This window comes from Chitinophaga sp. ARDCPP14, assembly GCF_051362515.1.
Classification (GTDB): Bacteria; Bacteroidota; Bacteroidia; order Chitinophagales; family Chitinophagaceae; genus Chitinophaga.
The window spans coordinates 211,822-224,125 of sequence record NZ_JBKIXB010000006.1; the positions used below are offsets into that span (position 1 = coordinate 211,822).

At 50.5% G+C, this 12,304-nt stretch carries 9 protein-coding genes; 3 read left to right on the forward strand and 6 right to left on the reverse strand.

What is annotated here, in order from left to right; all coding sequences use genetic code 11:
• Positions 1-2: 2 nt before the first annotated feature.
• Positions 3-1,445: an amidase gene (locus ACLHR0_RS18240; RefSeq protein ID WP_436488465.1), complete on the reverse strand. Its 1,443-nt coding sequence runs from the start codon at positions 1,443-1,445 to the stop codon at positions 3-5.
• Between the two features lie 88 nt (positions 1,446-1,533).
• Here ACLHR0_RS18240 and ACLHR0_RS18245 point away from each other — a divergent pair, with 88 nt between their 5' ends.
• On the forward strand, positions 1,534-2,448 hold the full coding sequence (locus tag ACLHR0_RS18245; protein ID WP_436488467.1) for an AraC family transcriptional regulator: 915 nt from the start codon (positions 1,534-1,536) through the stop codon (positions 2,446-2,448).
• Here the strand turns inward: ACLHR0_RS18245 and ACLHR0_RS18250 are convergent.
• On the reverse strand, positions 2,445-2,807 hold the full coding sequence (locus tag ACLHR0_RS18250) for a winged helix-turn-helix transcriptional regulator (RefSeq protein WP_436488469.1): 363 nt from the start codon (positions 2,805-2,807) through the stop codon (positions 2,445-2,447). The two genes, ACLHR0_RS18245 and ACLHR0_RS18250, sit on opposite strands and share 4 nt — an antisense overlap.
• A gap of 125 nt (positions 2,808-2,932) precedes the next feature.
• Between ACLHR0_RS18250 and ACLHR0_RS18255 the strand changes: the two genes are divergently transcribed.
• Together ACLHR0_RS18255 and ACLHR0_RS18260 are read left to right on the forward strand one after the other, a co-directional pair.
• Positions 2,933-3,727: an SDR family oxidoreductase gene (locus tag ACLHR0_RS18255; protein ID WP_436488471.1), complete on the forward strand. Its 795-nt coding sequence runs from the start codon at positions 2,933-2,935 to the stop codon at positions 3,725-3,727.
• A gap of 15 nt (positions 3,728-3,742) precedes the next feature.
• Positions 3,743-3,937 carry a hypothetical protein gene (locus ACLHR0_RS18260; protein ID WP_436488472.1) on the forward strand — a complete coding sequence of 65 codons (195 nt, stop codon included), beginning with the start codon at positions 3,743-3,745 and terminating at the stop codon, positions 3,935-3,937.
• On the opposite strand, the gene ACLHR0_RS18265 is transcribed toward ACLHR0_RS18260, so the two are convergent.
• Genes ACLHR0_RS18265 through ACLHR0_RS18280 form a run of 4 tightly spaced genes read right to left on the reverse strand, consistent with a single transcriptional unit; the run spans position 3,934 to position 12,262 of the window.
• Entirely contained in the window at positions 3,934-5,361 is a 1,428-nt protein-coding gene (locus ACLHR0_RS18265; protein WP_436488474.1) for an alpha-L-fucosidase, read from the reverse strand. The genes ACLHR0_RS18260 and ACLHR0_RS18265 overlap by 4 nt on opposite strands.
• Before the next feature lie 9 nt (positions 5,362-5,370).
• Positions 5,371-7,410, reverse strand: coding sequence for a glycoside hydrolase family 2 protein (locus tag ACLHR0_RS18270; protein WP_436488476.1), 2,040 nt, complete (start codon positions 7,408-7,410; stop codon positions 5,371-5,373).
• 8 nt (positions 7,411-7,418) lie between these two features.
• The gene (locus tag ACLHR0_RS18275) at positions 7,419-9,002 is read right to left on the reverse strand and encodes a RagB/SusD family nutrient uptake outer membrane protein (protein ID WP_436488477.1); all 1,584 of its coding nucleotides are present in this window, start codon (positions 9,000-9,002) and stop codon (positions 7,419-7,421) included.
• Positions 9,003-9,019: 17 nt separating this feature from the next.
• Complete coding sequence (locus tag ACLHR0_RS18280) at positions 9,020-12,262, reverse strand: TonB-dependent receptor (protein ID WP_436488479.1); 3,243 nt, start codon at positions 12,260-12,262, stop codon at positions 9,020-9,022.
• Positions 12,263-12,304: the final 42 nt, after the last annotated feature.

Genomic DNA, 12,304 nt, shown 5'->3' on the forward strand with positions numbered 1-12,304 from the left:
AGTTAAAAAGTGTTACCTGCATATACGGCCGGTTTACGTCCGCTCCACGGCGCCGCGGCTTCCAGCTGTGCTGCCAGCCGGAGCAGCAACGCATCGTTACCTGTTTGGGCCGAAAAGGTAATGCCAACAGGCAGGCCATTATCTCCCATACCCAATGGTAAGCTGATGGCCGGCACACCGGCAATATTGAATACCTGCCCAAAGGGAGCAACGGCACAAACTTCCTGCACCCAGCTATGCCAGTCGATGTCCGCGGCATTGCCGTTCATGCTGCCGGCTAACGGCGCCTGTATAGCGGTGGAAGGGGTGATCATAATATCGTACTCTTCGTAGAAGTTACCTGCTGCCCGTGATACGGTATTGCTGTATTCTACCGCCCTGATGAGGTCTGCGGCAGACAATGCCTGACCTGCCTGATAGCCGCTCAGCGTGCTGGTTTCCAGCGTTTGCGGGGAGATGTTGCGTTGCATGGCATGCGATACCTGTGTGATGCCGTAAAACGTATAGGCGCCCCAGATAGTCTTGATGCAATCGAGAAGCTGCGTCGCTTCCAGGTCAAAGCGTTGCTCTTCCACCCGGTGGCCCAGCGAGGCGCATAGCGCTGCTGCGGCTTTTACGGCATTCACTATAACCGGGTCAACGCTTCCGGGCAGCCATGGCTGCAGGTTGAAAGCGATGTTCAATACAGGCAGGGGCTGTGTTAACGCAGCTACATACGAGGCTGCCGGCGGTGTGTAGTAGAATTCGCCGGGCGCGGGGCCGGCAGTGGCGTCCAGGGCAGCAGCGGAATCGCGCACACTGCGCGTGAGCACATGCTGCACCGCCAACCCGAAAAAGGATTGTCCCCGGTCCGGCCCTACGGGATTGAGATTACGGCTGGGCTTTAGTCCTACCAGCCCGTTAAATGCAGCCGGTATGCGGATAGATCCCGCCAGGTCCGTAGCGTGCGCCATGGGAACCATACCCGCCGCCACCGCAGCCGCGGAGCCACCGGATGATCCACCGGGGGAATAGTCCGTATGCCAGGGATTGCGGGTAATGCCCGATGCCAGCGATGCCGTGTCGGTAGACCCGCCAAATTCAGGTGTGGTGGTACGACCCATGATGAGCAAGCCGGCGGCCTTGTACCGCTTTACCAGTTCGGTATCATGCGGCGCCCTCATACCTTTGGCAATGCGGCTCCCCATTTCGTAATACTGGCCTGCTTCAAAGGCTGCCAGGTCTTTCAGTAAAAAGGGGACGCCCGCAAATGGGCCGCTACCCGTATTTTCCGGTAAATGTGCTGCCCGGTCGGGGTAAACTTCCACCACGGCATTTAATACCGGGTTCAACTGTTGAATGGCGGCCAGCGCGCATTCCGCCACCTCTTTCCGGCTCACCTGTTTTTCTTTAATCAGCGCTGCCAATCCTGTGGCATCATAGCCGGCGTATTCAGATAAATGCATATTTCCTGTTTTTTGTTATAGCAAAATTATACCCGGTAGATGGGTTGTTTTAGGTATGATTTTGCCATTATTAGGTATATTTGCACTTATGAAAGAGAATCTGCATTATCCGTTTGAAATCATTTATAAGGAGCTGGAAGTAGGTGAAGAGAAGCGGCGGACGAGCAATTTTTTTGAGCTCATTTATATCATGGAAGGTACGGGGCAAGAGACCATCAATCAGCAAACATTTAATTACGTGCCGGGACGCCTGCTGCTCATCACCCCTGAAGACCTGACCACCTTTCATATCACTACGCCCACGAAGATGTTGTTGATCTGCTTTAATGATATCTACATCAGGTCGGCCGCTTTTTCCGGCAATGAGCGGGAGCGGGAAGCGTGGATTAAACGGCTGGAATTTATCCTGCAACACGCCAACCACGAACCCGGTTGTGTCCTGCCAAGCCAGCCACATAAAATGCTGGCAAAAACAATGGTGGAAACGCTGGTAACCGAATACCAGCACTGTGATCTGTACAGCAAGGAATTGATTCAGCAGATGGTGAACAGTCTTATCATTCTCGTGGCCCGGTCCATTGCGCAAAGGCTCCCCGATAAATTTACCCCGGTAGCCGATAAAAAAACGCTCGACATCTTCCAATATATCCACGAGCATATCTATGAGCCGGAACAACTAAAGGTGAGCGCCATCTGCCAGTATTTTAATATCTCCCCCAATTATCTCGGTAAATTCTTTAAAAAACAGGCCGACGAAACGCTGCAGCAATATATCCAGCATTATAAAATAAAAATGGTGGAAACACGCTTACTCCACAGCGATATGCGGATCAATGAAATTGTAAATGAATTAGGGTTTACAGATGAAAGCCATTTAAACAGGCTTTTTAAAAGATATAAAGGGATGAGTGCTTCCATGTACCGGAAAACAATGTGGAATGCGGATATCAGCGCGTTTACAAAAAACAAAACAATAGTGACGGACCAGCAGCGTGGCGCTTAATTTTTCAGATCTTCCTGAAGGATCGCTTCTTTCAATACTTCTTCGTGTGCATCTGCCCATTCTCCCAAAATTTTTATTACTGGAATGAGGGATGCGCCCAGCTTAGTAAGGCTATACTCCACCTTCGGCGGGGCCTGTGCAAACACTACCTTCGACACCAGGCCATGCTTTTCCATTTCGTTGAGCTGGATGTTCAATACCCGGCGTGTAGCATCCGGAATCTTCCGCTGTAGCTCACTCGGGCGCTTATGCCCTTCATGGATGAAATACAGCAGGCGCACTTTCCATTTACCGTAGAGCACTTCCCCCACGAGGTCGAGACCGCAATTCAGTGTAATGGGTAGTTTTTTTACATACATGGTTCAAAAGTACTTTATTGTTCTTAAACGGGCTATAGGGATAAATTCCACTCTATGCGAATCGTTTTTCCGTTATTGTCCGGCATAGATGATTGACGGAATTTTGCTGAAAATAATAATAACAGATGGAACCAAGATTAAGTTTTGACAACGAACTATCCGGTAAAACAGCCCTGGTTACAGGCGGTACAAAGGGAGCAGGAAAAGCCATTGCAGCACGACTGGCCAATGCCGGTGCAAAAGTGATCATCACTGCCAGAACGAAGCCGGCAGACACGAACCCGGCATTTCATTTTATAGGCGCTGATCTGAGCACTCCTGCAGGCATTACGAGCGTAGCAAACGAAATAAAGGAAAACTACGGCGGCGTAAACATCCTGGTTAATAACATGGGCGGTTCTGAAACCCCTGGTGGCGGCTTTGAGGTATTAACGGATCATCATTGGGATGCCACCCTCCAGGCCAACCTGCTGGCGCCGGTGCGGCTGGACAGAGCGCTGTTGCCTTACATGCTGGCACAAGGCACTGGTGTAATTATTCATATTGCTTCCATACAAGGCACTATGCCGCTGTATGATTCCACGCTGCCCTACGCAGCCGCCAAGGCTGCATTGATTAATTACAGCAAGGGCTTGTCCAACGAAGTGGCGCCGAAAGGAGTGAGGGTACTCACTGTATCGCCCGGCTTTATCCAAACCACCGCCGCCGACAAAATGATTCAGGAAATGGCCGACCGTGCCGGCAGCAGCTTTAACGATGCCTTGCAGCAACTCATGCAGTTCCTGGGCGGCATTCCCATGGGGCGCCCCGCCAAACCGCAAGAAGTTGCGGACCTTGTCGGCTTCCTCGTTTCCCCGCGTGCAGGATATTTAACCGGCACACAATACATCATCGATGGCGGCACCATCCCCACCACATAAATAAAAAATGGGAAGATGAAAATGCCACCATTTCCATCTTCCCAAATAAAAAATAAAAAATCCAACCCAACCCACCCCAATCAAATCAAAATCAAATCAAAAATCAAAATCAAATCAAATCAAATCAAAATCAAACCACCACACCAAATCAAAAAACCTAATCAGCAAAATCAGCGTAATCAGCGGGAAAGACAACCTCCGCTGCATTAAGTCCGCGCCTTGTCGGCCCCCCCGCTCTCCGCACCCGCATTACCCGTTTGCAGCAGGAGTACAAAAGGCGCCGCCCGCGGTGCATTCCCCACCTGGATGAAGTATTCACTCCGCCCGATCAGCTCCGGCGTTATCCGCGCTTCGGGCTGCCCCACAGGGGAGACTTTCAGCAGGATAACCCGCGGAGGCAGTTTCACCCGCAGGTTGCCGGATACCGGTACGTTGCACACTACCATGTAAACGCTGTCGGATCCGTTTTTGCGGATATAATAGCCCCAGTCCTGTTTGTCAAAACCGGCATAGCCGCCGCCATAAACAGCGGCGCCGTTTACTTTCATCCAGTTGCCGATTTCCTGCATACGCTGCGTTTCTTCAGGGCGGAAGGTGCCATCTGCTTTGGGGCCGAAATTGATGACGAAGTTGCCGCCAAGAGATGTGGATTTTACCAGCATTTCAATCAGCTCGTCCGAAGATTTAATATGCCCTGTCCATTTGGCGCAGTATCCCCACTGGTTCTCGGGGATGGTCATCACACCTTCCCAGTCGTTGCCATGGATGTCCGCATATTTTTCGGGCAGCTTGCGTTCCCATCCCTGTTCGTAATCGCCCATGAGGCGGCTGTTGGAATCAAAATGCCTTGCGCCTTTTTCGTCGGCGCGGAGGCGGCTGCCAATGATCAGCCCGGGATGCAGTTGCTGGAGGTATTGTTCCAGCTCATCGGAGAAGGCGCCGTCATTTTTCCAGGAGTCGTCCCAGGTGCCATCAAACCAGAAACCTTTTACGGTGGGATATTTCACCAGCAGTTCCTTCAGCTGGTTTTTCACAAATACTTTGAAGCGACTGTAGGCAAGGCTGTCGGCCGGCGTTTTGAGCGAGGCGTGCCAGTCGGGGTGGTTCCAATCGATGATAGAAAAATAGAGATATACGTCGATTCCTTTTTTATTATAGGCATCTACCATTGGGCCGATGATATCTTTTTTATAAGGCGAGGCGGCTACCGTATAGCGGGTATACTTACTGGGCCACAGGCAAAAACCATCGTGGTGTTTGGTGGTGATGATCATATAGGCTGCGCCCATATCCTTTGCATATTGCGCCCATTGTTCCGGGTGATAGTTTACGGGATTAAACTGTTTGTATAAGTTGTCATAGTCGCAGCGCGGCATTTCTTTCCAGGAGCGGATCCACTCTGCGGCGCCGTTGTATGTTTTCCCGTTCCATTCGCCACCGGGAATGGCATACAGGCCCCAGTGGATGAATTGTCCCAGGCGAAGGGATCGCCAGCGGGCCATATCGGCATCGGTTCTGTTGCCGGTGCGGTGGGCGCCGTGTTGCAGGGTGATGGTGTCTTTAATAGGATTGCTTTGTGCGCTGCTGTGCAGTTGTGCGAGGAGCAGTGCGGCAGCGATACAGTATTTTTTCATGTTGCTCTTTTAATGGGTCCAGGTAATGGTGTCCGTGTATACTTTACCGTTAGATACGCCGGAAGCGGTGAGGGTGTTCACACCTGTCTTCAGCGTAAGGTTATCAAAAATAAAGTCTTTACTATTGGCGCCTGTGCGACCGGTAACAGGCGCTCCGTTGTTCAGTGTGAGCGTTACCTTTTCCAGGTTGCTGAACACTTCTGCGTGTACCCGTTCGGGTTGTCGCACATGGTTCCGTCGCTCTGCAATGTAGATCATGGGAGCGGGGTTCCAGTTGGCTTTGTACCAGTAGAAGGCGTCCTTTTTCTGTTTGCGGTCGTAGGTGATGAGTCCTTTCAGGTTGCGTGCATTTACACCCCCGCGGTTCCACATGGGCACTGCAAATTCAAACATATTCCATAAATAGGAGGCCGCAATATAAGGATGCTTTTCTATCACTGCCCATTGTTGCACGTGTGTGGCAGTTTGATAGGTTTCCGGAAAAAACTGCCCGCTTACCGGATCAAAGTTGGTACTGAGACTATCGGTATGCTGATCAATATTTCCATCTGCGCCGTATTCTGTGAGCATCAGTTTATAGTCGGGGTAGTTTTTCTCCAGGCCGGATACCCATTTTTCAATGTCGCCGATCCTGCCTTCATACCAGCCAAAGTAGCGGTTCATGCCTTGTATGTCGGCGGCCAGGTTGGCCGGGCGGGTCATTTCACCATAACCGCTTACCGCAACGGTATACCTGCGGGGATCTTCTGTTTTGGCAAGGTCGTTCAACTGCCGGGTGAGTACGGCCACATGCTCGTCGGGTGTTTTGGAATACACTTCATTGTGCATGCCCCACACGTAAATGGAAGGATGATTGAAGTTTTGCCGGATCAGCTCCGTCAGTTGCTGCCTGGCATTTTCACTTTCCTTGCCGGAGAAGTTATTTACAAAAGGGATCTCTGCCCAGATCACAAAACCCATGCTGTCGCATTGCGAATACAGGTATTCAGACTGCTGGTAGTGCGCAAAGCGGATCGTGGTAGCGCCTATTTCCCGGATCAGGTTCAAGTCTGCTTTATGCTGCGCATTGGTGAGCGCATTGCCGCAGTCCTGCCATTCCTGGTGACGGGTAACGCCGTGCATTGCATAAGGCTGTCCGTTCAGGAAGCAGCCCTTGCCGGCGGTTACTTCAAAGCGGCGTAAGCCCAGCGGCTGTGTAACCGCATCGGTAATGCGCCCGTTGATAAGAATGGAAGTGGTGAGGGAATAGAGATACGGATCTTTTAACCCGTTCCACAAATGCGGCCTTATCACCGGTAGCTCCTGGCGGATGATATTAATGCCCTGCGGGCTCAGGTTTGTCTCTTTAACCGTAACGGCTACACGTTTTCCGTGCTGGTCGCGGATCTCTGTTTGTAGCTGTACGTTAGTATGATGTGGTTGTTTGTTCTCAATTTTTGCAGTAACACCCACTATCGCTTTTTTATCGCTCACGTTATCCTGGGTAATATAGATGCCGGGAGAAGCGTAGTCGGTAGTGGTGATGTTGATGTCATTGGTGATCAGCAAATTTACCGGCCGGTAAATTCCCCCGAAAATACCAAACAGGAAATTGTTGATGGGCAGTACATCTTCCCGTGCCGTGTTGTTGGCTTTTACTACAATAGTATTCTCTGCTTCATAGTTTACCGAATGGGTGATTTCAAAGCAGAAGGCAGCGTAAGAGCCTTTGTGCTCGCCAATGAAGCGGTTGTTCACATATAGTTGCGCTACCGAGCCTACGCCTTCGAATCGCAGGAATAATCTTTTTCCTTTCAGGGCGGCGGCTACCGGGAAAGTTTTCTGATAACACGCTTCACCTGCATAAAAATTCTTTCCTTCCTGCATGTCTTTGTTGTTCCAGGTATGCGGAATGGTAATCGCTTCCCACGTGGTATCAGTGCTGGCATTTAATGGTCCTTTCCTGAAAGTCCAGCCATCATTGAAGGGAATTACTTTTCTTCCTTCCTGCGCGTACCCCTGTAAAAACAGGAGTACGTGGAGGAAAGTGATGATACAATATTTAGTCATGTGCCGGATTATTTCGTATAGCCTGTGTTCTGTGTCAGCACGGCGTCTTTGTTCACATCAATTTCAGATTGCGGGATGGGCAGGTGAATGTTATAGTCGCTGATGGTAGGCGCTACTTTAGGGTTGTATTTCTTCACGCGTTCCACCAGTTTCTTTGTTCTTACCAGGGTAAGCCTGCGGAGTTCTTCTGCGGTGAGTTCGCGGGCTCTTTCATCGAGGAGATAGTCGAGGTTTACTTCGCCGGCCAGTACTTCTTTGGCGTGGGCGCGGCTGCGGATTACGTTGATGCTGGCGGCGGCATCGCCGGGGCGGCCCTGTTGCAGCTGCGCTTCTGCGAGCAGGAGGTAGGTTTCCCCGAGGCGCATCTGGATGCGGTCTTTGTACGACTGTGCTCCCTGCAGATCCTGCGGCTGGAACTCATACCACTTGGTGGTATGGGCATAGATATTCTGTATGGTATCAAACCCGCTCACAATTACCGGCTGACCATATTTCGGGGAAGCCGGATCGTTATAATAGTAGTTGCGACGGATGTTGTACGGGGAATTACGCATATCGTCTTTATCGTACAGTTCATAAGTCCACCAGTTGGTAGGCCTGATCCTGCCGATACCACGGCCTCCCAGCGAATCACAGATCTTCATGCCGGCTACGTTTACATAGAAAGGCCCCCACTCGCGCCGGCGCTGATCAAAGTCGGATCCGCCGCCGGTTACATTGTAGTTCTGCTCTATTACCCAGATGGCTTCTGTATTGCCCTGACTGCGGCGCATGTTGCCATAGGTGAACATGTCGGCAAACGGATCGCCGGGTTGCAATGCTTTGGCGCCGTAGCGTGCGGTGATGAGCGTAAAGAATTTACTGTCGATGATCCTTTTGGCAGCAGCTTCTGCATCCGCGGGTTTGTTGGCGCGCAGCAACGCTTCTGTAAGTAATTGAGCTGCCGCAAATTTATTGATCCTGCCCTGTTTGATCACATGCGCAGGGTCTGGCAGGTTGGCTTCTGCAAAAGTAAGATCCGCGATGATCTGGTTGATCACATCAGCTTCTTTTGCCCGCGTGTAATCCGTGCGTGGCACGGTTACAGGGGCAACGATCAGTGGCACATCTCCAAAAAGTATGGAAAGATGGTTGTAAGCATAAGCACGGAAAAAACTGGCTTCTGCCTTGTAAAATTTCCTTTGTTCATCGGTGAGCTGTGCGGAAGGGTTATCCGATGCCGCAATGATCACGTTGGCGCTGTTGATCAGCTTATATCCCCAGTTCCAGATCGAGCTTAATGAACCGGTTTGTGAATTGAGGTTCTGGTAATTTTCATACGGCGCCTGCACGGTGTTGGGCTGACCGGTAATAGCCATATCAGTGCCCACGTAAAAGGTGGCAAGTAATCCCTGCGTGTTGCCGTAATCGTTACGCATAATGCTCAGCATACCGGTGCTGGCGGCTTCAAAGCCCAGCTGGTCCACCAGCGTGTTATCCGGTGCATAACTGGATTTCAGCTCCTCGTCAAGAAAGCTTTTGCCGCAGGAAGATACGGTTAGCAGCGACATCCCCGCCAGCACAAATCTGTATATATATTTAGCGTGTTTCATTGTTTATCTCTTTAAAATTATAAACTGATATTTACACCCATGATCACCGTGGTATTCAACGGATAGAAGTCCGAGCTTTGCTGCCCTGCACCTTGTCCGTTGTTCAAACGGGTAGGGTTGGACGTAACGGAAGATGGCGAGGTTTCCGGATCATAGCCCTGCCATTTGGTAAACGTGCCAAGATTTCTTCCGCTGACATATACCGTGAGGTTGGAAATCTTATACCGCTGCAAAGTGCTCTTATCGAAATTGTAGCTGAGCGTTACGTCTTTTATACGGATAAAGGATGCATCCTGCGCATATTTATACCCTTTCGGATTGGTGTAAAACAACGCCGGGTTGGTATTGATCTTGTTTTCAGAGGTCCAGTAGGGAATTTCTGCGGGCAGGTTAATAATCCCTGCCTGGTCCCTGTTATCGAGGATGTTGTTGGCACGAAGGGAACCATGCACATCCTGGATGAAAATGTTCAGGATGAAATTTTTGTAGGTAAAGGTGTTGGTAAGTCCTGCAATATATTTTGGTAATTGTGTACCAAGATAGGAGCGGTCTGCCGCATCAATCTTTCCGCTGTTATCTATGTCAGCAAATTTGATATACCCTGGTTTGGCGCCCGGATCTATTTTGGCGTCTTCTCCTTCCTGCCAGATACCGGTCATAGTGTAATCATAGATCCCCAGCATGGGTTTACCGATAAACAGGTTATTCCCGATATCATCTTTATTATCGCCGTAAAGGGCTACCACTTTATTTTTATTAAAAGAGATATTAAAGCCGGTATTCCAGCTAAAGTCGCCCGACTGGATATTGCGGCTGTTCAGCATCACTTCCAGTCCTTTATTGGCGGTTTCTCCGATGTTATCGTATACAGAAGTATAACCATTGATGGACGGAATTTTCCTGCTGAGCAACAGGTCGGAGGTACGGGTGCTGTATCCCTCGATACTGCCGCTGAGGCGATTGTTCCAGAGGGCAAAATCGATACCTACGTTTAATCCCGCGGTGGTTTCCCATTTCAGGCGGCTGTTGCCCAGTGTATCCGGGATCACGCCAATGGAAGTAACGCCGTCATAAATATAGTTGACGGTGCTGAGCCTCGACAGCGTACGGTAGGCGCCTATCGCCTGGTTGCCCGACTTGCCATAGGACGCCCGTAACTTCAGCTGGGAGATCACCGGTGCTGCCGCCATGAACTTTTCGTTGTGGATATTCCATCCTGCAGCCACGGAAGGGAATACCGCGTATTTATTACTGGCGCCAAACCCCGAGTAGCCATCGCGGCGGATAGTGGCGGTGAGCAGGTAGCGGCTGTCGTAGTTGTAGTTGGCGCGGAACATCTGCGACAACAGCGTGCTCGCGCTGTAGCCGGTGGTAGTTTGCTGTACCTGTGCAGCCTTCATGTTATTGAAGTCCAGGTTATCATTGATAAAGGTATTGGCATCCAGTTGTGAAAAGAACTGTTCATCCTGCTGCGCGCTATAAAGTGCGGTAAAGTCCAGTGCGTGCTTATTCCGTGTGATGGCATAGGAGAGCAGGTTTTCCACGATCCATTGTTTACTTTCCGTATTGTCTACGCTGGCACTTCCTTTCAGATCGCCCATTTTCCGGCCGGTGTAATCGCCCGTGCGGGAAGGCCGGAATGCATAAGACGCATTAACTCGGTATTTTAGTCCTTTCAGGAAGGTGGGGGCTACTTCTGCATAACCGCTGGCAGTCATGTTTTTGCCGCGGTTTATTCCCGGGTTGTACAGGTTGATCAGCGGATTCAGATACAGTGTTTGCGGCGCAATGGGATATACTTCATAGTCGCCGGCTGCATTGTATAATGAGCCATATGGACTAAGGGCGTTGGCCTCATACATCGTCACTTTGCCGCCGTCCTCGTTATTATTTACAAGGAACAGGTTTACGCCTGTTTTCAGCCAGGAGGTTACATTGGCATCGAGGTTGGCCCGGATGCTGGAACGGTTGTACTGGAAGCCTTTCAGGTTCCCCTGTTCTTTCAGGTAAGTACCGGAGATATAGTATTTCACATGATCGGTACCACCGGAAATGCTTAGTTCATGGCTGTGGATATAACCCTGTTGGGCGATTTCTTTGAGCCAGTCTGTTTCCGGTGCGCCGTTGGCATAATTCGTTTGTTCTGTTAGGTAAGGCAGATCCGGCGCATCGGGGCGGCCTGCCTGGATATTGTACCAGTGATTTTTGGTGCGGTATTCTTCCCCGTTCATTTGTTTTACGGTATTGCTCTGGTATTCCGGTCCGGCGTAGCCATTGTAGGAAATCACCGGCTTGCCCGTTTTACCTTTCTTGGTGGTGATCATGATGACGCCGTTAGCGCCCCTGGCGCCGTAGATGGCAGAGGCAGATACATCTTTCAGAATGTCAACAGACTCCACATCATTGGGATTGATGTCGTTGTAACTGCCGCTGAATGGAATGCCATCCAGTACAATGAGCGGTGCATTGCTGGCGTTGATGGACTTAAGCCCGCGCAGGTAAAAAGCAGGCGAGCTGCCTGGCTTGCTGCTGTTACTGATAATGTTCACGCCGGGAGTGGTGCCCTGGATGGATTGCAATACATTGGTGACCGGCAGGTTTTTCAACCGTTCCTTTGGCACGGAGGATACCGAACCAGTGACATCACTTCTTTTTTGCGTACCGTATCCCACCACCACTACTTCGTTTTGTTGTTCTACAGAAGCTTTCAGCACAATATTAAAAATGCCGCTGCCGGTTACGCTTATTTCCTGCGGGATCATACCGAGGTAGGAGAATTGCAGCACCAGCGGTCCCTCTGTAGTGATATGAAGGGAATAACTGCCATCGGCGCCGGTACTTACGCCCTGCGTGGCGCCTTTTACCCTTACTGATACACCGGGTAAGGGATTGCCCGCTTCGTCGGTTACTTTACCTTTCACATCTGTGGCCGGAGCGGCGCTGGTATTGTTTTCATGGCCACCGGCAGATTTGGGTGAAATGAAAATGGATTTATTTTCAATCACGTATTTCAGTGGCTGATCTTTCAGCATGAGGTCGAGGAATTCCCGGATGGATACATTTTCCACCTTCATGGTTACCGGGTTGGCTTTGTCCAGCACGTCTTTGCTGGCCACTACGGTGTAGCCGGACTGGACACGGATCACGGAGAATATTTTTTCCACGCGCACATTTTTCCCTGACCAGGTGATCAGCTGCGCGTATCCCGTAGCGCTTACATTCAGAAAAACGACGGTAAGTAATAAAAACGTCAGTTTCATAACTAACAGCATTTTGGTTGGAAACCAGTTCCGGGTATGCGC